This window comes from Stenotrophomonas sp. G4, assembly GCF_003428825.1.
Classification (GTDB): domain Bacteria; phylum Pseudomonadota; class Gammaproteobacteria; order Xanthomonadales; family Xanthomonadaceae; genus Stenotrophomonas; species Stenotrophomonas indicatrix.
The window spans coordinates 988,968-1,009,062 of record NZ_CP031741.1 but is presented as its reverse complement, the minus strand read 5'-3'; the positions used below and the strand labels follow the sequence as shown (position 1 = coordinate 1,009,062).

Annotated in this window: 17 protein-coding genes and 11 tRNA genes; 6 read left to right on the top strand and 22 right to left on the bottom strand. The window is 64.6% G+C overall.

All coding sequences use genetic code 11. The features are described 5' to 3' along the window. The first annotated feature begins 14 nt into the window (after positions 1-14). Complete coding sequence (locus tag D0Y85_RS04570) at positions 15-1,061, top strand: glycosyltransferase family 9 protein (RefSeq protein WP_089239124.1); 1,047 nt, start codon at positions 15-17, stop codon at positions 1,059-1,061. 112 nt (positions 1,062-1,173) lie between these two features. Here the strand turns inward: D0Y85_RS04570 and D0Y85_RS04565 are convergent, their stop codons facing one another. Together D0Y85_RS04565 and D0Y85_RS04560 are read right to left on the bottom strand one after the other, a co-directional pair. Continuing rightward, positions 1,174-1,578 (bottom strand): DUF6165 family protein, encoded by a 405-nt coding sequence (locus tag D0Y85_RS04565; protein WP_049468383.1) that lies wholly within the window; start codon positions 1,576-1,578, stop codon positions 1,174-1,176. A gap of 217 nt (positions 1,579-1,795) precedes the next feature. Further along, positions 1,796-1,884 (bottom strand) — tRNA-Ser (locus D0Y85_RS04560). Between the two features lie 167 nt (positions 1,885-2,051). Here D0Y85_RS04560 and D0Y85_RS04555 point away from each other — a divergent pair. Next, complete coding sequence (locus D0Y85_RS04555) at positions 2,052-2,756, top strand: protein phosphatase 2C domain-containing protein (RefSeq protein WP_025878157.1); 705 nt, start codon at positions 2,052-2,054, stop codon at positions 2,754-2,756. A 283-nt stretch (positions 2,757-3,039) separates the two neighbouring features. Here D0Y85_RS04555 and dnaQ read toward each other — a convergent pair whose 3' ends face one another. From dnaQ to D0Y85_RS04540, 3 genes are read right to left on the bottom strand one after another with little or no spacing between them, the layout of a single operon-like run. Then, complete coding sequence (gene dnaQ / locus D0Y85_RS04550; RefSeq protein ID WP_025878156.1) at positions 3,040-3,768, bottom strand: DNA polymerase III subunit epsilon; 729 nt, start codon at positions 3,766-3,768, stop codon at positions 3,040-3,042. 4 nt (positions 3,769-3,772) lie between these two features. Then, entirely contained in the window at positions 3,773-4,225 is a 453-nt protein-coding gene (gene rnhA, locus D0Y85_RS04545; RefSeq protein ID WP_025878155.1) for a ribonuclease HI, read from the bottom strand. Positions 4,226-4,237: 12 nt separating this feature from the next. Further along, entirely contained in the window at positions 4,238-4,882 is a 645-nt protein-coding gene (locus D0Y85_RS04540) for a methyltransferase domain-containing protein (RefSeq protein ID WP_117309663.1), read from the bottom strand. An 11-nt stretch (positions 4,883-4,893) separates the two neighbouring features. On the opposite strand from D0Y85_RS04540, the gene gloB reads away from it, so the two are divergent. Both gloB and D0Y85_RS04530 read left to right on the top strand, forming a co-directional pair. After that, positions 4,894-5,658, top strand: coding sequence for a hydroxyacylglutathione hydrolase (gloB, locus tag D0Y85_RS04535; RefSeq protein ID WP_033830463.1), 765 nt, complete (start codon positions 4,894-4,896; stop codon positions 5,656-5,658). Beyond that, entirely contained in the window at positions 5,655-6,857 is a 1,203-nt protein-coding gene (locus D0Y85_RS04530) for a lytic transglycosylase domain-containing protein (protein WP_117309662.1), read from the top strand. The genes gloB and D0Y85_RS04530 overlap by 4 nt, the downstream gene beginning before the upstream one ends. Before the next feature lie 366 nt (positions 6,858-7,223). Here the strand turns inward: D0Y85_RS04530 and D0Y85_RS04525 are convergent, their stop codons facing one another. The 17 genes from D0Y85_RS04525 to D0Y85_RS04445 form a co-directional block, all read right to left on the bottom strand. Continuing rightward, a complete protein-coding gene (locus tag D0Y85_RS04525; RefSeq protein WP_117309661.1) occupies positions 7,224-9,179 on the bottom strand; it encodes a peptidyl-prolyl cis-trans isomerase in 1,956 nt (651 codons plus the stop codon). 184 nt (positions 9,180-9,363) lie between these two features. Next, positions 9,364-9,440: transfer RNA gene (locus D0Y85_RS04520), tRNA-Asp, on the bottom strand. 106 nt (positions 9,441-9,546) lie between these two features. Then, a tRNA-Asp gene (locus D0Y85_RS04515) sits at positions 9,547-9,623 on the bottom strand. 89 nt (positions 9,624-9,712) lie between these two features. Next, positions 9,713-9,789, bottom strand: a tRNA-Asp gene (locus D0Y85_RS04510). Positions 9,790-9,814: 25 nt separating this feature from the next. After that, positions 9,815-9,889, bottom strand: a tRNA-Val gene (locus D0Y85_RS04505). 11 nt (positions 9,890-9,900) lie between these two features. Continuing rightward, positions 9,901-10,173 carry an HU family DNA-binding protein gene (locus D0Y85_RS04500; RefSeq protein ID WP_004146343.1) on the bottom strand — a complete coding sequence of 91 codons (273 nt, stop codon included), beginning with the start codon at positions 10,171-10,173 and terminating at the stop codon, positions 9,901-9,903. A gap of 218 nt (positions 10,174-10,391) precedes the next feature. Beyond that, positions 10,392-12,845 carry an endopeptidase La gene (gene lon / locus D0Y85_RS04495; RefSeq protein WP_117309660.1) on the bottom strand — a complete coding sequence of 818 codons (2,454 nt, stop codon included), beginning with the start codon at positions 12,843-12,845 and terminating at the stop codon, positions 10,392-10,394. Positions 12,846-12,987: 142 nt separating this feature from the next. Beyond that, complete coding sequence (clpX, locus tag D0Y85_RS04490) at positions 12,988-14,277, bottom strand: ATP-dependent Clp protease ATP-binding subunit ClpX (RefSeq protein ID WP_117309659.1); 1,290 nt, start codon at positions 14,275-14,277, stop codon at positions 12,988-12,990. A 126-nt stretch (positions 14,278-14,403) separates the two neighbouring features. Next, complete coding sequence (gene clpP, locus D0Y85_RS04485) at positions 14,404-15,030, bottom strand: ATP-dependent Clp endopeptidase proteolytic subunit ClpP (RefSeq protein ID WP_025878142.1); 627 nt, start codon at positions 15,028-15,030, stop codon at positions 14,404-14,406. A 76-nt stretch (positions 15,031-15,106) separates the two neighbouring features. Beyond that, positions 15,107-16,402 carry a trigger factor gene (gene tig / locus D0Y85_RS04480; RefSeq protein ID WP_117309658.1) on the bottom strand — a complete coding sequence of 432 codons (1,296 nt, stop codon included), beginning with the start codon at positions 16,400-16,402 and terminating at the stop codon, positions 15,107-15,109. Positions 16,403-16,593: 191 nt separating this feature from the next. Continuing rightward, positions 16,594-16,678: transfer RNA gene (locus D0Y85_RS04475), tRNA-Leu, on the bottom strand. Between the two features lie 123 nt (positions 16,679-16,801). Next, on the bottom strand, positions 16,802-17,128 hold the full coding sequence (locus D0Y85_RS04470; protein WP_117309657.1) for a hypothetical protein: 327 nt from the start codon (positions 17,126-17,128) through the stop codon (positions 16,802-16,804). 469 nt (positions 17,129-17,597) lie between these two features. Continuing rightward, positions 17,598-17,673 (bottom strand) — tRNA-Lys (locus D0Y85_RS04465). Positions 17,674-17,824: 151 nt separating this feature from the next. Continuing rightward, positions 17,825-17,900, bottom strand: a tRNA-Lys gene (locus D0Y85_RS04460). Between the two features lie 79 nt (positions 17,901-17,979). Then, a tRNA-His gene (locus D0Y85_RS04455) sits at positions 17,980-18,056 on the bottom strand. Positions 18,057-18,229: 173 nt separating this feature from the next. After that, a tRNA-Arg gene (locus D0Y85_RS04450) sits at positions 18,230-18,306 on the bottom strand. Positions 18,307-18,345: 39 nt separating this feature from the next. After that, a tRNA-Pro gene (locus tag D0Y85_RS04445) sits at positions 18,346-18,422 on the bottom strand. Positions 18,423-18,603: 181 nt separating this feature from the next. Here D0Y85_RS04445 and D0Y85_RS04440 point away from each other — a divergent pair. Both D0Y85_RS04440 and D0Y85_RS04435 read left to right on the top strand, forming a co-directional pair. Continuing rightward, positions 18,604-19,362: a Bax inhibitor-1/YccA family protein gene (locus tag D0Y85_RS04440; RefSeq protein WP_117309656.1), complete on the top strand. Its 759-nt coding sequence runs from the start codon at positions 18,604-18,606 to the stop codon at positions 19,360-19,362. A gap of 96 nt (positions 19,363-19,458) precedes the next feature. Continuing rightward, positions 19,459-20,091 (top strand): flavin reductase family protein, encoded by a 633-nt coding sequence (locus D0Y85_RS04435; RefSeq protein ID WP_117309655.1) that lies wholly within the window; start codon positions 19,459-19,461, stop codon positions 20,089-20,091. Positions 20,092-20,095 lie beyond the last annotated feature (4 nt).

The following is a 20,095-nucleotide window of genomic DNA, read 5'->3' as shown; positions in this document are numbered from 1 at the left end:
GAGTCTAACAACACATGGCATCAGCGTCCTCCTCCTTGTGTCTCCTGCGCCTGTCCGCTCTTGGCGATGTGACCCACGTAGTGCCGCTGGTGCGCACCCTGCAGGCCGCGCGCCCGGACACGCCGATCCACTGGATCATCGACAAGGTCGGGCAGAAGCTGCTTGATGGCCTGCCGGGCGTCACCTTCCATGCCTACGACAAGAAGACCGGCATGGCCGGGGTGAAGGAACTGCGCAAGCAGCTGCCGCCCGGGCGTTTCGAGGCACTGTTGCAGATGCAGGTGGCGTTCCGCGCGAACGTGCTGTCCGCCTTCATTCCCGCCGAGCGCCGCATCGGTTACGACCGCAGCCGCTCCAAGGACCTGCACGGCCTCTTCATCAACGAACGTATCGCTGATCGCCCGGGCATCCATGTGCTCGATGCCATCGGCAGCTTCTGCGAGCCGCTGGGCCTGCGCCAGACCGACGTCAGCTGGGACCTGGCCGTGCCGCAGGCAGCCTATGACTGGGCCGCTGCGCAATGGCAGGACGATGGCCGGCCGGTGCTGATGATCTCGCCCTGCTCCAGCCACGTGCGCCGCAACTGGTACGCCGACCGCTATGCCGAGGTCGCCAACCATGCCGTCGCTCGCGGTTGGCGGATCGTGCTGTGCGGCGGCCGCAGCGAACTGGAGCGCAGCATGGCCGACGCCATCCTGGCCCAGCTGGATGTTCCGGCGCTGGATCTGGTCGGCAAGGACACGCTCAAGCAGTTGCCGGCATTGCTGGCCCGCGCCAACCTGGTGATGACGCCGGACTCTGGCCCGATGCACATCGCCAATGCGATGGGTACCAAGGTGCTGGGCCTGCATGCGGCCAGCAACCCGAACCGCAGCGGCCCGTACTCGGACCGCCGCTACTGCGCGGACCGCTACGACGACGCGGCGCGCAAGTACCTGGGCAAGCAGGCCGCCGACCTGAAGTGGGGCACCAAGATCGAATTCGACGACGTGATGGAGCTGATCACCGTCGAGGACGGCATTGCCGCGTTCGAGCGCTACGTGGCCGACCACCTGGGCTGAGTGGCGGACCAGGCGGTACCTGGTGGGTGCGGTGTACCTGGTCCGCACCGTCCCGCAGCCCGGGAGATCCATCCACGCATGGCGTGGATCTACTGCGTCGGGCCGCCCGGGATTACGCGCGCTGCGTGTAATCCTGGTAGGACTTCTCTTCCACGTACGCCGAACCCAGCGCCAGGTTGATCGCCTTCTTGATGCGTGCGCGTTCGTCGTTGCGCAGGTACACGCTGCGCGCAAGGTCGATGAACCCCTGATCGAAGGCCTGCGCTTTGTCCTTCAGGCGGATGTCGTCCTCGATCTCCCACAGCTGCTCGTTGACCGTCTTCAGCTCGGCGCGCAGCTTGGCGATGTCCTTCACTGCCGCAGGGTGCGCCATCCACGTGGTTTCCAGCGCGGACAGCTCCTTGCGTACGTTGGCCAGCTTGCCTTCGTCACTGATGCGCTCGGACTTGATCTGCAGGATCGAGATCTTGTCCAGCAGCTCGCCGAATGAAACGGGGACGAGGATTTCAGCGGTCATCGTGGCGGCTCCAGCAGGTGATGACGTACATGGTAACCCGCCGCACGCGAACGGCATCCACGCATGGCGTGGATCTACTGAAGCATCCGCAGGAAGGTTGGCAATGGGGGCCCGAACGTTGCATCGCAACGTTTGGGGCGACGCGCGAAGCGTCGTCGCATCCCCGCGCCAGATTAAAAAAGAAGGGCTGCCTTTCGGCAGCCCTTCTTTTTTAATCTGGCGGAGAGGGGGGATTCGAACCCCGAGGCGCTATAAACGCCTGCCTGATTTCGAGTCAGGTACATTCAACCGCTCTGCCACCTCTCCAGATGTTCCCCGGCGAACCGGGGACGCGCATCATACGAGGAAGCGCGGCTGACGACAAGTCATTGCGCCCAATGAAGTGAAATTTTCCTGACTGCACGGCTTGCCGGATGTCCGCTTGGCCGTGATGATGCCGTTCTCCCCGGCATTACCCCGTCCCAGCAGCCACCATGATCGAATTCGGACATCTCACCCACCCCGGCCTGCGCCGCGAGCTCAATGAGGACACCTATTACGGTGACGGCGAGCTGGCCCTGTGGCTGGTAGCCGACGGCATGGGCGGGCACGCCTGCGGCGAGGTGGCCAGCGCACTGGCGCGCGAGACCATCGTCCGTGAGATCCGCCGTGGCGCGCCGTTGGCGCAGGCGATCCGCACCGCCGACGAAGAGATCATCCGCGCCTCGCGCCGGCGCAACGACAGCCTGCCGATGGGCACCACCGTGGTCGCGGCACGGGTCCAGGGCAACCGTTACGAAGTGGCCTGGGTCGGCGACAGCCGCGCCTATCTGTGGCGCGATGGCCAGCTCGCCCAGCTCAGCCAGGACCACAGCGTGGTGCAGGAACTGGTCGCGCAGGGCAACCTGACCGCCGAGCAGGCGCGCGCCCATCCCCACCGCAACGTGGTCACCCAGGCACTGGGCGTCACCGACCCGGCACACCTTAACGTGGCGACCACCAGCGGCGAGCTGCGCCCGGGCATGCAGTTGCTGCTGTGCAGTGATGGCCTGACCGAGGAAGTGGATGACCGCGGCATCGCCCGCACCCTCGCCTTCGACGACGCCAGCGCACAGGAATGCGTGGACAGCCTGGTCGCCTCCGCCCTCGACGGCGGCGGCTCGGACAACATCACCGTGATCCTGGTGCGCTGCCACTGATGCCGGCTGGAGGCAAGCCCCCTGAGTCAGGGGGCGGCCGCGAAGCGGCGGGGATCTGGGTGCTGGTGAGACGGGGCCCACGATTTGCAGCGCGGATTGCGGGGCGCCAGCGCGATTGCGCTGGCGCGTCATCGGACAACATCACCGTGATACTGGTGCGCTGCCACTGATCCACGCCATCCACGCATGGCGTGGATCTACAGCAGAGCGACGCCATGCGTGGCTGCATTTCACACGCATCACCACGCCATGCGTGGCTGCATTTCGCACCCCACCGCTGCGCCTACGCGCTCGCGGCCTCTTCCACCTTCGGGCCGTCCCACAATGCGTGGCCGGCCTTCTTGCGCAGCCGTTCCAGACGCGCCGCATGCGCTTCCTGCTCCGACGGCGTGGCCACCACGCGCGGCCGCGGCAGCAGCTTGGACGCATCGAACGCCTGCAACGCCGCAGCGCCACCGGCATCGTCATCGCCCAGCCCGAAGCCGATCTCCTCCTGGCCCGAGGTCAACGCGATGTACACATCACCCAGGATCTGCGCATCCAGCAGACCGCCATGCAGGGCCCGGTGCGAGTTGTCCACGCCCAGCCGCTTGCACAGGGCGTCGAGCGAGTTGCGCTGGCCCGGGAAGCGCTCGCGCGCCAGCGCCAGGGTATCGATCACCGTGCAGCGGTCGGTGATCTTCCCGTACTGCTCTCCCAACAGGGAAAGCTCATTGTCGAGAAAGCCCAGGTCGAACGCGGCGTTGTGGATGATCAGCTCGGCGCCATCGATGAAGGCCAGGAACTCCTCCACGACCTGCGCGAACTCCGGCTTGTCGGCGAGGAATTCCAGGGTCAGGCCGGTCACTTCCTGCGCACCCTGTTCGAATTCGCAGTCCGGCTTCAGGTACTGGTGATAGGTATTGCCGGTCGGGCGGCGCTTGAACAGCTCGACGCAGCCGATTTCGACGACGCGGTTGCCCTTCTTCCACTCCAGGCCGGTGGTTTCGGTATCAAGAATGATCTGACGCATGGGCTCAGTTTACCGGGCTGCCGTCGCGGATCTGGATCGCGGCGTTGCGGGCCAGGGTATCCACGCGTTCATTGTCCGGGTCGCCAGAGTGGCCTTTCACCCAGCGCCAGTCGATCTGGTGCCGCAGCGTGGCGGCCTGCAGGCGCTCCCACAGTTCACGGTTCTTCACCGGGTCACCGCCGGCGGTCTTCCAGTTCTTGCGGATCCAGCCCGGCAGCCACTGGGTCAGGCCCTGCCGTACGTACTGCGAATCGGTATAGAGGACGATCTCACAGGGCTCGGTCAACGACTCCAGGCCGGAAATGGCCGCCATCAGCTCCATCCGATTGTTGGTGGTATGGGCTTCACCACCGCTCAGTTCGCGCTCATGCCCCTTGTAGCGCAGCAGCGCCGCCCAGCCACCGGGGCCGGGATTGCCGAGGCAGGAACCGTCGGTGTGGATTTCGATGGTTTTCAATACAACTCCAGATCAGGTAGCAACGGTGCCGTGCCAGCGCACGGGCAACGGGGTCGGCCCGGGCAGGGCCAGCGTGCGTTTTTCGGCGTGGAACAGGCAGGCCGCGCGCAGGGGGGCCCAGCCGCCGCGACGGCGGCTGCCGGCACCCTGCCACATCGGTCCCAGGTAACGCATGTCCTCGCATTCCAGCCCATGGCGCTCAAGCAGCTGGCGGATCCGCTGCGGCGTGCGCACCACCAGCCCGTGCTGGCGCCAGCGCGTGCGGAACGGGCTGAACGGATTGAGGCTGGTCAGCCACAGATGACCGCCAGGCATCAGTACGCGCTCGCATTCGTCCAGCAGATGGTCGGCATCACCGGCGGTCACATGCTGCAGCACGATGGCGTTGACGCTCTCGTTGGGCAGCGGCAAGGGCAGTGCGCAGCGCGCGTCGCCGGCGTAACCACTGCTCTGGCGATGCAGGCGCAGGCCCCGACCGCCCAGCTGCGCATCGGCCAGCCAAGCGGCGCTGGGGGCGATCCACAACCAGGGCCGGGTCGGCAGCAGCGACAGCTGCGGCAGCAGCAGCTGCCGTTCGAGCACGCGCAGGGCCTCCGCCGGTTCGCTGTCGAACCACGGGGCCTGGCTCGCTTGACGGGTGCTCTGCAGCGCGGGCATGGTCCAATTCTATGCGACTGACTGCCCTGCCCGCATTTGCGGACAATTACATCTGGATGCTGATCGCCGACGACGGTGCTGCCGTGGTCGTCGATCCCGGCGACGCTGCGCCGGTACTGGCGCTGGCTGCCCAAGGCGTGCGCGTGGACACCATCCTGCTCACACATCACCACGACGATCACATCGGCGGGGTACCGGCGCTGCAGGCGCGTTTCCCCGGCGTGCGCGTGGTCGCACCGGTCGACGAGCGCATCCCGATGGCCACCGAGCGGGTCGGTGAAGGTGAACGTGTTCAGGCATTGGGACGGATGTTCCACGTACTATCCGTCCCCGGGCACACCCGCAGCCACATCGCGTTTCACACCGCTGAACAGCTTTTCAGCGGAGATTCGTTGTTCAGCCTGGGCTGTGGACGCCTGTTCGAAGGTACGCCGTCCCAGCTGCTGGCATCGATGCGCAAGCTGGGTGCCCTGCCCGCGCAACTGCTGCTGTGTTGCGCTCACGAGTACACCGTGTCAAATGCCGTCTTCGCGCGGCATGTCGACCCCGCCAACGCTGCCTTGTTGCAGCGCCAAGAGGAGGCTTTGGCCATGCGCCGCGATGACCGTTCCACCCTGCCAGTATCCCTGGCCGATGAAATTGCCTGCAATCCGTTCCTGCGTACCCACACGGCGCCCATCCGCGCTGCCGTGTCGGCGCACCTGGGGCGCGAAGTCGTGGACGACGTCGACGTCATGGCCGGTCTCCGGCACTGGAAAGACGGCTTCCGCGCATGAGTCGCCGAAGTCTGCCGCTGGCCCTGGGTCTGATCCTGGGGTTGGCCGGAACTGCCGGCGCACAATCGCTGGGCGCCGGCATCAGCCAGAACCTGACCGCCGCCTCGACCCTGCCGCTGGATCCGTCAACGCTGCCGGCCGCATCGGTACGCAATGGCCAGGAGATCTTTTCCAGCTTCCGCGACGGCCTGGCCGAGCCGAGCTGCGACGCCGAGGCCACCAGCCCGCGCTGGCAGAAGCAGTTCGCCCATGCGCCTTCGCGGTTGGCCAACCAGGATGACGACGCGCTGGTGCTGTTCGGCTACGTGGTCGAAGAGCTGCGCAAAGCCAACCTGCCCACCGAATTCGCCCTGATTCCCTTCGTCGAAAGTGGCTACCGGCCCAATGCCCGCAACGGCAGCGGCCCGACCGGCCTGTGGCAGTTCATCGCCACCACGGCACGCAACCATCGCGTACCGATGAGCAACAACTACGACGGCCGGCTGTCGGCAGTGGAGTCCACCCAGGCCGCCGTGCGCTACCTGAAGACCCTGCATGGCATGTTCGGCGGTGACTGGCGCCTGGCCACCATGGCCTACAACGCGGGCGAGTACCGCGTGCTGCAGTCCATGCGCAAGGCCGGCATGAATGCGCAGAACGCCAAGCCGGCCAGCCTGCCCGGGCTGTCGCCGGTCACCCATGCCTACGTCGAGAAGCTGCATGCCCTGGCCTGCGTGCTGGAAGACGTGGAAGACCAGCCGGGCGTGATGGCCTCGCTGGACCGCACCGTGCCGGTGCTGAAGGACCACACCCTGCCGGCGGGCACCAGCGTCCAGCAATGGGCCGCGCAGCGCGCGCTGGACCCGGCGAAGATCGCCCGTCTGAATCCGGCACTGGCCGCTGGCAACCGCCCGTCGGGCGCGGCCCGCGTACTGGCTCCGGTTTCGGCGTCCAACGCGGACGTTGCCAACATCGCCAGCACGGCCGTTGCCACCACACTGGCCAGCACCGCCAGCGCCGCGCCGAGCCCGCAGGTGGCCAAGGTGGTCGCGTCGGCTGCCGATCGCCCGCGCAACCGTCGCCACACCGTGCGCAACGGTGAATCGGCCTGGACCATCGCCCGCCGCTACGGCATGCCGGTGAAGGCGCTGTTGTCGCTGAACGGCTTGAGCGGCAGCAGCGTGCTGAAGCCGGGCGCGGTACTGCGCGTCGAAGACTGAGGTCGGTGCGGCGCTGCCGCGTGGTTTCCGGCCAACGGCGAAGCCCCTCGCGGGTGGCGGCAGCAGCATTCATGAGTTGGGACGAGCGAGGTGGACCCACGGGGGACGCCGTGAACCCATCCTTGGGGGCTTGGCCGCGGCATCCATGCCGCGGACACCCCCGCGCGCCCACCCCGCCCGTCCCCTGATGGTTTCCGGTGGCACCACCCACGGGTTGGAAGATGAAGAGCAGGAGCCGGTCGCTTCGCTTCTGGTAGCGGCCGACCCTGGTCGGCACTCATCGCGCAGGTCACGGATCGATCAGGGTTGCGACAACAAAAAAGGCCCGGCAATGCCGGGCCTTTTCAATTCCTGCTCGCCAGAGGCTTACAGGTTCGCTTCGGTGGTCTGCACCAGGAAGCGCTTGCGCATCGCGTCGATGTAGGCCTTGGCCGCAGCCATGCCGTCGATCTGGCTCAGCTGGTCCTTCAACTGCTTCTGCTGCTCGGCGGTCACTTCCTTGATGTCGCCCGGGTTGACCTTGTTCACCGCGAAGACCAGCGCATGGCCGTTGACGTCGACCTTGCCGTAGCTCGGCTTGCCTTCGGCAGGCAGCGGCGCACTGAAGATTGCACGGTTGATCTCCGGAGTCGGCACCGGCTGGCTGCGCGGCAGGCCCGGCATCGGGCTCAGCTGCAGCTTCTCGCTGGCAGCCAGCGACTGCAGGGTCGCGCCGGCCTTCAGCTTGGCCAGCAGGGCATCGGCGGCCTTGTCACCGGCCTGGCGCTGACGGTCGGCACGGATCGCGGCGATCACCTGCTCACGCGCCTTGTCCAGCGGCAGTGCCTGCTCCGGGGTATGCGCGGCAACGCGGATCACTACGCTGTGGTTGCTGCTGCCGCCCAGCGCGATCGGATCGCTGGCGGTACCGTCCTGCACCAGGACGTCGGAGAAGGCGGCACGCAGCACGGCCGGATCAGCGGCAATGCCGGTGGCGGTCGTGCGCGTGATCGGGCCCAGCGTCTGCATCGAAAGGCCGACCGCCTTGGCGGCCGCGGCCAGATCACTCGGGCTCTTGTTGATGGCATCGACCAGGCGGCCCGCCAGATCGTTGAAGCCACGCTCGCCGTCGGCCTTCAGCTGCTCGGCAGCCAAGGTGTCGCGTACTTCTTCGAAGGACTTGCCCTGGCCGCCACGAACCGCTGCGACCTTGATGATGTGGTAACCGAAGTCGGTCTTGACCGGGCCGATCACCTCACCCGCCTTGGCACCAAACAGCGCATCTTCGAACGGCTTGACCATCGCGCCCCGCTCCACCCAGCCCAGGTCACCGCCCTGTGCCTTGGAACCAGGATCTTCCGAGTTCGCCTTGGCCAGCGCGGCAAAGTCGGCACCTGCCGCCTTGGCTTCGACAGCCAGCTTGGCGGCCTTGGCTTCAGCACCGTCGCCGGTGATCAGGATGTGCGCCGCCTGGCGCTGTTCCGGCGTCGTGAACTTGGCCTTCTCGTCTTCATAGCGCTTGCGCAGCGTCGCTTCGTCAGCTGCGGTCGGTGCCGGCAGGTTGGCACCGTTGAGCTCGACATATTCCAGCGACACCGATTCGGCCTGGCGGAAATCCTTGCCATGGCTGTCGTACCACTGCTTGATCTGCGCATCGGTGACCGGCGCGGTATCCACCGGAACTTCCGGCAGCGCGGCCAGTTCCACATCGCGGGTCTCGCCCAACAGCTTCAACAGACGCTCGGTCTCGGCCTGGGTGACAAAGCCGGAATTCTGCAGGCCCGACGGGATCACCGACTGCTGCAGGCTCTCACGGACCAGTTCCTGGAACTGGGTGGGCGTGCGCGGCGGATTGCCACCGGCCAGGGCCAGGCGGTAATTGCTTTCGCTGAACTTGCCATCGGCGCCCAGGAAGCCCGGAATGGTGGTGATGTATTCGCGCACAGCGCCGTCGCCAATCACGACACCGGCCTGCTCACCGACCAGGCGCACGACCTGCTCGTCGATCAACTGGTCGAGCACGGCCAGCTTGTTCTCGGTGCTTTCGAACGCGCGTGGATCGAAGTTCTCGCCCTGCTGCTGGCGTTCACGCATGCGTTCCTGCTCGAAACGGGTGCGGAAGTCCTGTGCACTGATCTCATGGTGCTGCCACATCATGCGCACCGGCCACCAGGACGGTGCAGAGCGCCACCAGGTCGGCGGTGCCGAAACCTTGGCGACGTTCTGTGCGCCGACGCCACCGAGGTAGCTGTTGTCGATCACGAACAGGAACGGAATCATCAGCAGCCCCAGGATCACGGTAACGATCCAGCCTGAGGTCTTGTCGCGGAGTTTCTGCAGCATGGTGAGGAATCACAAGGCTTGATTGGCGAGCCCGGCAGTGTAACCCGCTTCGTGGCGCGGACCAAAAGCAGTGCCAGCGGGGCCTGCCGGCCTCCGGCCCAGGCGATCTGCACGTTCGCCCGCATCGAATGATGGAAACGGCGCAAAGAAAAAGCCCCCGACTTGCGTCGAGGGCTCTTAGAGTTGGCGGAGCGGACGGGACTCGAACCCGCGACCTCCGGCGTGACAGGCCAGCATTCTAACCAGCTGAACTACCGCTCCGCGCTTGAAACTTTGCAGGCGCTCAGTATATCCGAAGACTTCCTGAAAACCTACCCGCTGAACACTTTTTTCAAAGTTTTTTCACGAGGATTTAAGAGTTTTGCAATGGCGGAGCGGACGGGACTCGAACCCGCGACCTCCGGCGTGACAGGCCAGCATTCTAACCAGCTGAACTACCGCTCCGTATTGCAGACCTCTTTGTTTTCTCTGCAACCGGTTGGTTGGAGAGAAAACAAGGCCCCCAGCTTTTCGGCCGGGGGCCTCGTTGAAAATGGCGGAGCGGACGGGACTCGAACCCGCGACCTCCGGCGTGACAGGCCAGCATTCTAACCAGCTGAACTACCGCTCCACATTTCAAACTTACCGCGGTGCTGTGGTGGGTGCTGAGGGTTTCGAACCCCCGACCCTCTCCGTGTAAAGGAGACGCTCTACCGCTGAGCTAAGCACCCCAGCGAGCCGCTTAGTTTACAGCATCCTTCAGGGCCTTACCAGCCTTGAACGACGGATTCTTCGAAGCAGCGATCTTGATGGTGTCGCCGGTCTTCGGGTTGCGGCCGGTGCGGGCAGCACGATCGCGGACCTGGAAGGTACCGAAGCCAACCAGGGTGACCGCATCGCCGTCCTTCAGCGCCTTGGTGACGGCAGCAACGACGGCATCGACAGCGCGGCTGGACTCGGCCTTGGTCAGGTCGGCGGCTTCAGCAACGGCATCGATCAATTCGGTCTTGTTCATTCTGTACAACTCCTTTGGCGGTGGGTTCCGCGTATTCGACAGGGAAGCAACCGCACGACGTCTGCATGCGGTTGCCATGTGGAAACGGTTCGCCGAATTCAGTGAGCGCTGACTGCGATCACTCGTTCGCGAGTGCTGCTTTTATACCAGCGGCCCTACCCCCACGCAAGCTGGAAAGCCAGCAACGACGCGGGTTTCAAGCATTTCGACAGGACGCATCAATGCTTGACGCGCGCGTTTCCACTCGGTTTGGCCTTGCTGCGCACCGTGACGCGCTGCGCACTCTTGCGCGTCTTCTTCGGCGCCAGCGGACGTTCCAGGGCCAGATCGAGCACTTCCTCGATGTACTTCACCGGCACGATCTCCAGGTCGCGGGTGACGTTGGCCGGAATGTCGGCAAGATCCTTGCGGTTCTCATCGGGGATGATCACCGTGCGGATTCCGCCGCGCAGGGCAGCCAGCAGCTTCTCCTTCAGGCCACCGATCGCGGTGACGCGACCGCGCAGGGTGATTTCGCCGGTCATCGCCACATCGGCGCGCACGGCAACCTTGGTCAGCATCGACACCAGCGAGGTCACCATCGCCGCACCGGCACTGGGGCCATCCTTCGGCGTCGCACCATCGGGTACATGCAGATGCACGTCGTGCTTCTGCAGGAAGTCCGCATCGATGCCGAAGCGCTCGGCGCGCGAACGCACCACCGACAACGCCGCCGACGCTGATTCCTTCATCACGTTGCCGAGCTGGCCGGTCAGGATCAGCTGGCCCTTGCCCGGTACCAGCGTCGATTCGATCTGCAGCAGATCGCCACCGACTTCGGTCCAGGCCAGGCCCGTGACCAGGCCGATCTCGTTCTCTTCTTCGGCACGGCCGAAGTCGAAGCGACGCACGCCCAGGTACTTGTCCAGGTTCTTGCTCGACACGCTCACCAGCGCCTTGGATCTGCGCGCGCCCTTCTTCGCCTTCGCCACCGGCTGCGGCCCGGCCAACGCGATTTCCTTCACCACCTTGCGGCAGATCTTGGCGATCTCGCGTTCCAGGTTGCGCACGCCGGATTCGCGCGTGTAGTAGCGCACGATGTCCTGGATCGCATCGCTGCCGATCTCCAGTTCTTCCGGCTTCAGGCCGTTGGCCTTGATCTGCTTGGGCGCCAGGTAACGGGTGGCGATGTTGAGCTTCTCATCCTCGGTGTAACCGGGGATGCGGATCACTTCCATGCGGTCCAGCAGCGGGCCGGGGATGTTGAGCGAGTTGGAGGTCGCCACGAACATCACTTCGGACAGGTCCAGGTCCACTTCCAGGTAGTGGTCGTTGAACGCGTTGTTCTGCTCGGGGTCTAGCACTTCCAGCAGCGCCGAGGACGGATCGCCGCGGAAGTCCATCGACATCTTGTCGATCTCGTCCAGCACGAACAGCGGGTTCTTGCTGCCCACCTTGTTGAGGTTCTGCACGATGCGGCCCGGCATCGAACCGACATAGGTACGACGGTGGCCACGGATCTCGGCTTCATCGCGCACGCCGCCGAGCGACATGCGCACGAACTTGCGGTTGGTGGCCTTGGCGATGGACTGGCCCAGCGAGGTCTTGCCCACGCCCGGCGGCCCGACCAGGCACAGGATCGGACCCTTCATCTGCTTCACCCGCGACTGCACCGCCAGGTATTCAAGGATGCGTTCCTTGACCTTCTCCAGGCCGTAGTGATCGGCATCAAGGGTGTCCTGCGCGGCCTTCAGGTCCTTGCGCACCTTGCTGCGCTTCTTCCACGGCACGCCCAGCAGCCACTCCAGGTAGTTGCGCACGACCGCTGCTTCGGCAGACATCGGCGACATCTGCTTGAGCTTGTTGAGCTCGTTGCGCGCCTTGGCTTCCACCGGCTTGGGCATGCCCGCTTCGGCGATCTTGCGCGCCAGCTCTTCCAGTTCGCCCGGCGCATCGTCCAGGTCACCCAGTTCCTTCTGGATGGCCTTCATCTGTTCGTTGAGGTAGTACTCGCGCTGGCTCTTTTCCATCTGCGACTTCACGCGGCCGCGGATGCGCTTTTCCATCTGCTGCACGTCGATCTCGCCGTCGACCAGGCCGACCAGCATCTCCAGGCGTTCGCCCACGGCCAACGTTTCCAGCAGGCGCTGCTTGTCCGACAACCGCACGCTGATATGGGCGGCGATGGTGTCGGCCAGGCGTGTCGGCTCATCGATGCCGGCCAGGGTCTGCAGCAGTTCCGGCGGCAGCTTGCGGTTGGTCTTGACGTACTGCTCGAACAGCGACATCAGCGAGCGGGCGATGGCCTCGATCTCGCGCGGCTCGCGTGCATCGGCGGCCTCGATTTCCACGGCCTGGCCGTGCAGCGATCCATCGCGTTCGCTGACGCTGGTCACCTGCACGCGCGACAAGCCTTCGACCAGCACCTTGATGGTGCCGTCGGGCAGCTTCAGCAGCTGCAGGACCTGCGCCAGGGTGCCGACCTGGTAGAGGTCGGCGGCCTGCGGGTCATCGGTCTCGGCCGACTTCTGCGCCAGCAGCAGGATGCGCTTGTCTGCTTCCATCGCCTGTTCCAGCGCGTGCATGGACTTGTCGCGGCCGACGAACAGCGGGATGACCATGTGCGGGAATACCACTACGTCGCGCAGCGGCAGGACCGGCAGGTCGAGGGTCTCACTTGGGGAACGGGCCATGGGGGCTCCAGGGAAGGGGAAAACCGTCTCCGGGAGGGCATCTTCCGGAGACAAAAAAAGCCGATGGCCCCGTTATGGGGCCATCGGCTTTCAGATGCAAGACGTTCCGAGAAAATTCTTTCTATTCAACGAGTTGAAAGAATCATTCAGCGCCGGCGGCCTTCTGTTCAGGGACCGGCGGGGTCTGGTAGATCAGGTACGGCTCGGACTTGTGCTCGATCACCGATTCATCCACGACAACCTTGCTGACGTTTTCCTGCGACGGCAGGTCGTACATGGTGTCCAGCAGGACCGATTCGACGATGGTGCGCAGGCCACGGGCACCGGTCTTGCGCTTGAGCGCCTTCTTGGCGATGGCCGACAAGGCGTCCGGACGGAACTCCAGCTCGACGTTCTCCATCTCGAACAGCTTCTTGAACTGCTTGGTGATGGCGTTCTTCGGCTCGGTCAGGATGCGGATCAGGGCCGACTCGTCCAGCTCCTCCAGGGTCGCGACCACCGGCAGGCGGCCCACGAACTCGGGAATCAGGCCGAACTTGATCAGGTCTTCCGGCTCGACTTCAGCCAGCACCTTGCCCACTTCCTGCTTGCGCTCGCTGCTCTTCACCTTGGCACCGAAACCGATGCCGCCGGCGTCGTTGGAACGCTGCTGGATCACCTTGTCCAGGCCGGCAAACGCGCCGCCGCAGATGAACAGGATGTTCTTGGTGTCCACCTGCAGGAATTCCTGCTGCGGATGCTTGCGCCCACCCTGCGGCGGAACGCTGGCCACGGTGCCTTCGATCAGCTTCAACAGGGCCTGCTGCACGCCTTCGCCGGACACATCGCGGGTGATCGACGGGTTCTCGCTCTTGCGCGAGATCTTGTCGATTTCATCGATGTAGACGATGCCCTGCTGCGCCTTCTCGACGTCGTAGTCGCACTTCTGCAGCAGCTTCTGGATGATGTTCTCCACGTCCTCGCCCACGTAACCGGCTTCGGTCAGCGTGGTGGCGTCGGCCATGGTGAACGGCACGTTGAGCAGGCGGGCCAGGGTCTCGGCCAGCAGGGTCTTGCCCGAACCGGTCGGACCGACCAGCAGGATGTTCGACTTCGCCAGCTCGACTTCGTCGTTCTTCTGGCGGCTCTCGATGCGCTTGTAGTGGTTGTACACGGCCACGGCCAGGGTCCGCTTGGCGCGGTTCTGTCCGATCACGTACTGGTCGAGCACCTCGAGGATCTCGCGCGGCTTGGGCAGCGAACTGCGCGCCGACTGCGCCTTTTCCTCAAGCTCCTCTCGGATGATGTCGTTGCACAGCTCCACGCACTCATCGCAGATGAACACGCTCGGACCGGCAATCAGCTTGCGCACTTCATGCTGGCTCTTGCCGCAGAAAGAGCAGTAGAGGATCTTGCCGGTGTCCGTGGAACGACCTTGGCGGTCTTCGCTCATGCTTCGCTTACCCAGTTACCCCACCCGCTGAACGGGGGTTCGATTCGAGAATAACACAGGGCCGGAGGGACATCAGTCTCCCCGACCCTGCAGGAACGGGGCCTGCCATGGCCCCGTGAGTGCCGGTCAGCCGGCCTGGATCGACTCTTCCGGACGACGCTCCAGGACCTGGTCGACCAGGCCATAGGCGACCGCATCGACCGCGCTCTTGAAGTTGTCGCGCTCGGTATCGCGCGCGATGGTCTCCAGCGACTGGCCGGTGTGCTTGGCCAGCACTTCGTTCAGGCGCGCACGCAGGGTCAGGATCTCGCGTGCGTGGATGTCGATGTCGGTGGCCTGGCCCTGGAAGCCACCCAGCGGCTGGTGGATCATCACCCGCGAGTTCGGCAGCGCATAGCGCTTGCCCGCCGCACCGGACGCCAGCAGCAGCGCGCCCATCGAGGCGGCCTGGCCAACGCAGATGGTGCTCACGTCCGGCTTGATGTACTGCATGGTGTCGTAGATCGCCATGCCGGCGGTGACCACGCCACCCGGCGAGTTGATGTAGATGCTGATGTCCTTTTCCGGGTTTTCCGCTTCCAGGAACAGCAGCTGCGCCACCACCACGTTGGCCATGTGATCGTCGATCGGGCCAACCAGGAAGATCAGGCGCTCCTTCAACAGGCGCGAATAGATGTCGTAGGCACGCTCGCCGCGGCTGGTCTGCTCGACCACCATGGGAACCATGTTCAGGGCTTTGGTTCGGTTGTCCATTTCGTGAGGTACCTATCTTGGGGGGAAACACCCCCGCGCCAGGGCTGGCGCGGGGTATCCGGCAATCCGCCAGGGATTACTGGCGGATCGCGTCCTGGAACGACAGCTTTTCTTCAGTGTGCTGGGCGCGCTCGGCGATCCAGTCGATCACCTGCTCTTCCATCACGCGGTTCTGCAGGCCAGACATCAGCTGGGGGTCGTTGCGGTACATCTCAATGACCTGTTCCGGCTCTTCGTAGGTCGAGGCGATCAGACGCATCGTTTCATTCAGACGCTTCGGCTCCAGGCGCAGGTCGTTGCTGCGGGCCACTTCGCCCACCACCAGGCCGACCAGCACGCGCTTGGCGGCAGCGTCCTTGAAGCCTTCGTGGGCGTCAGCCGGGATCTCGCCCGGGTTGCGGCCACTGCGGCGGATCTGCTCGACCTGCTGGGCCAGCATGGCGCGGGCTTCGTTCTCGACCAGGCGCGGCGGCATTTCCACCGACGAATAGGCCGCGATCAGCTGCTCGCCGACTTCACGACGCAGGCGGTTCATCAGTGCGCCCTTCAGCTCACGCTCGAGGTTGGCGCGGATGTCGCTGCGGAACTGCTCGACGTCGCCACCCTTCACGCCGAAGCTCTTGATGAAGGCTTCATCGACGGCCGGCACGACAGGCTCGGACACGTTGCTGACCTTGACGGTGACCTGCACGGTCTTGCCCGCCAGCGCCGGCACGCGCCAGTCAGCCGGGAACTCGACGTCCAGGGTCTTCTCTTCGTCCTTGGCCATGCCGACCAGGCCCTGCTCGATGGTCTCGAACATCATGCCCTGGCCGAGCACGATGCTGCCCTTCTCGGTGCCTTCGGCCGGCAGGCGCTCATCCCCGGCCTGCGACCAGGTTTCCAGTGCGACCAGGTCGCCGTCCTGTGCGGCGCGGGTGACCGGCGACCAGCTGCGACGCTGCGCCTGCAGGTTCTCGATCATCTGGTCGATGTCGGCATCGGTGATTTCGGCGGTGTGGCGCACCACGGTCAGCTTGCTGACGTCGATGTCACCGAAGTCCGGCACCACTTCGACGGTGGCCACGAAGGAGAACTCACCCTCGTCACCCTTGTCGATGCGCGGGCTGCCGACAATGCGCAGGTCGTGCTCACGCACGGCGGCGTCGAAGGTTTCGCGCAGCAGGCCGTCCAGCGCCTCGCCACGGACCTGCGCGCCGAAGCGCTGCTCGATCACCTTGGCCGGCACTTTGCCCGGACGGAAACCCTTGATGCGGGTGGTGCGGGCGATTTCGCCCAGGCGGCCGTTGATGTGGCTCTGCAGACGGTCTTCCGGCAGCGAGAAGCTCAGGCGGCGTTCCAGGTTGCCGATGGTTTCGATCGAAGCTTGCATGTTGACTCCTGCCACCGGTGGCGCCCTGGCCCCCGGCTCGATGATGGATGAAACGGTTGTAAGGACACGACGTCGATGACGCGCCTGCTTGCCGCAGCCCTTTAGTTTCGCCCAATTCGGGCGGCGCCGCCAGCACGGCCAGGCGCAGGGGTTGACGCGGAATGCCCGACTGGGCGGGGGACGGGCCGGCCTGGTGCGAAAGGGGGGACTCGAACCCCCACGCCTTGCGGCACTGGAACCTAAATCCAGGGCGTCTACCAATTCCGCCACTTTCGCGTGGCCGGCTCAGGTGTTCATTGTTGCAGGCGGGGGCGGAAAGCGGAAGGCTTCCACAAAACTGAACAGGGAAATCACCCCTTGGAGCCGGCCTGGGCGCATCCCGGCCCAGGCCGATCCGGGTCAGTGGGCGACCGGCGCGGGCTTCGGTGCTTTGCCCACAGCGCCGCCAGCCGCATCGTCGCTGGGCGTTTCCAGCGTCGCGCCATCGACGGAGCGCGTCATTTCAACCGCGCCAGCAGGCAGCGCCTCCCCTGTCGACCCGGTCGACTGCGTGGCGTCGCGACCCTCCACCGGCTGTGCCGCGATGTGGTCGACATCCGCAGATCGCTCGACCGTCCGCGCGTAGTCCGGTGCAGCGGCGGTTGCCGCCTCGTCCGCCCTGCAGCCTGACAGCGCGATCACCACCAGGCCGGACAGCATCACGCCCGTGCTCTTGTTGAACGTCATCGAAGCACTCCTCATGCATGCGCCTTCGGCGCGGAACACCTATTGGGAGCGATGCCGGCAGCAACCGGTGAGAAGCAGCTCACAGCATTGAAGATGCTGATGACGCATGTGACGCTGATTTCAGCCGTGCTTCAGTAGATCCACGCCATGCGTGGATGAACCCATCAATGCCTGCGATATCCACCCATGACGGGGATCTACCGACGCTGCCGCAGGCAAGAAAAAAGCCACTTGGCGGACCAAGTGGCTTTCGTCTGGTGGGCTGTCAAGGATTCGAACCTTGGGGACGCGGCTGCGCATTCGCGCTGCCGCCCCACGCGCTGCTGCGCACCGCAGGCCCCTCTCACCAACGCCCACATCCCCCCGGCTTCGCCGCGCCCCCTTGACTCAAGGGGGCTACCCCCAGCCGGCTGCACGCCAGCGGAGACATAAAGAAAAAAGCCACTTGGCGGACCAAGTGGCTTTCGTCTGGTGGGCTGTCAAGGATTCGAACCTTGGACCTATTGATTAAGAGTCAACTGCTCTACCAACTGAGCTAACAGCCCGAAATCGGGGGGCGAATTATGACCCGATCCGCGAGGGCGTTGCAAGCACTTTCTTCAACGTCGTTGAAACAAGCACTGCAACCAGCGATCCATCGCGAAGGGTTACATCTTGAAGAAAAAAGCCACCGGGCGAACCCGGTGGCTTCTGTCTTGGTGGGCTGTCAAGGATTCGAACCTTGGACCTATTGATTAAGAGTCAACTGCTCTACCAACTGAGCTAACAGCCCTTGAAACTCAGGCGCACATTATAGCCGGCGACCTGTTTATTGCAATACCGTTTCGGCGACGCCGATGCGGTTGAATCAGTGGGGTGGCTGAGGGGATTCGAACCCCCGACCACCGGAATCACAATCCGGTACTCTAACCAACTGAGCTACAGCCACCACTGAAACTTTCGCTTCACCGCCAATGCTGCCGACGCTGACGCTTGATACGTTGCCCGAGGACTGTCACCGAAGTTCAGGTCCGCCGAAGCGAGTCCGACATTCTGGTGGAGTCTGCATGCTTTTGCAAGCACTTCTTCACATCCGCCAGCTACGTTCCGGTGTCGCACCAATGGCGCGCCCGACAGGAATCGAACCTGTAACCGCCGGCTTAGAAGGCCGGTGCTCTATCCAGTTGAGCTACGGGCGCCCGAACCGGAACGGCGTCCAATCCGACGTGACGTGGGATTGGTCGGGGTAGAGGGATTCGAACCCCCGACATCCTGCTCCCAAAGCAGGCGCGCTACCAGACTGCGCTATACCCCGGTGTTGCAATCCCCTCGGGCATGGACCCGGGGAGCTGGCCATTGTGGCCAAGCGCCCTGCGAACTGTCAACGCGCAATCCCAGCCCTGCCCCGCCATGACCACGGCTTACGCAGTCATCGGCTATGCTCGCAGCCAGCGGCCGGATGGCCCAATCGCCCCCTTTTCGCACGGAGACCTCGCATGCGCAGCGGCAACCCGGCTCTTTCCGAGTCGACCTTCCTCGATCTGGCCAGTGGCTCGGTGGTGACCAGCCCCGACCAGGCCATGACCCTCAATGGCACCGTCAACAAGACCGGCTTCCTGCTGCTGCTGACCGTGCTGACCGCGGCCTTCGCCTGGAACCAGACCGTGGACGACTACGGCCAGGTGATGGCCAGCGCCAAGCTGTACGCCATGGGCGGGGCGATCGGTGGCCTGGTGCTGGCCCTGATCACCGTGTTCAAGAAGGAATGGTCGCCGGTCACCGCACCGCTCTATGCGCTGGTGGAAGGCCTGTTCCTGGGTGCCATCTCGGCCGTGTTCAACATGAAGTTCCCGGGCATCGTGTTCCAGGCCGTGCTGCTGACCTTCGGCACCCTGTTCGCACTGCTGTTCGCCTACCGCAGCGGCCTGATCAAGGCCACCGAGAACTTCAAGCTCGGCGTGGTCGCCGCCACAGGCGGCATCGCCCTGCTGTACCTGGCCTCGTTCGTGTTGTCGTTCTTCAACATCCAAGTGCCGCTGATCCATTCCTCAAGCGGCTGGGGCATCGCCTTCAGCCTGTTCGTGGTGGTCGTGGCCGCGCTGAACCTGGTGCTGGATTTCGACTTCATCGAAACCGGCGTGGCCCAGCGCGCGCCAAAGTACATGGAATGGTATGGCGCATTCGGCCTGATGGTGACCTTGGTCTGGCTGTATGTGGAGTTCCTTCGCCTGCTGTCGAAGATCCAGCAGCGCTGATTCTGGCAATGCCATAAACGACAAGGCCGCGGTCCGCCGGGATCGCGGCCTTTTTTGTAGCGTCGAGCACACTCGACACCCGCGGAAACGTGCCCCATGGCAGACACCACCCCTCGCCGCTTCCACAGCTATCGACCGGCCGACGGCCATCGCCTGCCACATGATCCGTTCAACGCCATCATCGGCCCGCGCCCCATCGGCTGGATCTCCAGTCGTGATGCCGACAGCAATGTGAACCTGGCGCCCTACAGCTTCTTCAACGCGTTCAACTACACGCCGCCGATCATTGGTTTCAGCAGCCAGGGCCGCAAGGACTCGCTGCGCAACATCGAAGCCACCGGCGAGTTCGTCTGGAACCTCGCCACATTCGATCTGGCCCAGGCAATGAACGAGAGCTGCCGCGCAGTCGCGCCGGACGTGGACGAGTTCGTCCTGGCCGGGCTGACACCACTGGCCTCGGAGCAGGTTGCACCGCCGCGCGTGGCGCAGAGCCCGGTGAGCATGGAGTGCCGCTGCACGCAGATCGTGCGTCTGCGTGATGCGGCCGGCAATGACACCAATGGCTGGCTGGTACTGGGAGAAGTGGTCGCCGTGCATATCGATACGCGGTTGCTCGTCGACGGCATCTACGACACCGCAGCGAGCGACACCATCCTGCGCGGCGGCGGACCGGCCGACTACTTCCGGATCACCGCCGACCAACGCTTCCGCATGCTGCGGCCCGCCTGACCCC